This window comes from Psychrobacter sp. FME5, assembly GCF_014861375.1.
In the GTDB taxonomy this organism is placed as follows: Bacteria; Pseudomonadota; Gammaproteobacteria; order Pseudomonadales; family Moraxellaceae; genus Psychrobacter.
The window spans coordinates 1-480 of sequence record NZ_RRYX01000274.1 but is presented as its reverse complement, the minus strand read 5'-3'; the positions used below and the strand labels follow the sequence as shown (position 1 = coordinate 480).

Here is a 480-nt window from a genome sequence, read left to right as displayed (position 1 = left end):
TTGCGATACACGTAAGTCCAAAACTCATCAACCTCTAAGCGTTCATAATAGCGCTTTTTAGGTGTAATCTTATAGACCGATGAGCCTATGGTGCTAAGGACTTTACCAATACTAATAGAGGCTATAACGGCTATGTCTCTGACGCCGCAACCTCTAACCGTCATTAGCCGTATGATGTCTTCTATTTTAGAGTGACAGCCATGATAAGTTAAGGCATGGTCGCCAATGAATTGACGTTTGCAGTCCTTGCACTGGTAGTTCTGCTTGCCATAGCTTTTTTTGCCGTGTATCGAAAAACTGGGACTGTGACAGTCGGGGCAATTGATCTGTATTTGTGTCTTCATAACCTCAAATATATCATCTTGCTTCGGCTGTCACCCTTCTTTTATTACTCCAGCATACTTTTTGATACACCACCAATAGTACGGTGGTGTTCTAAAAAGTATGCTGGCATCAGACATAGCCATAATTGACATAGAA

The 480-nt window shown here is 41.7% G+C and carries 1 protein-coding gene; it reads right to left on the bottom strand.

Going from position 1 to position 480, the window contains the following annotated elements:
• Positions 1 to 344, bottom strand: a 344-nt coding sequence (locus EI161_RS14660; RefSeq protein WP_192529357.1) for an IS1 family transposase, incomplete at its 3' end; no start/stop codon positions are given.
• Positions 345 to 480: the final 136 nt, after the last annotated feature.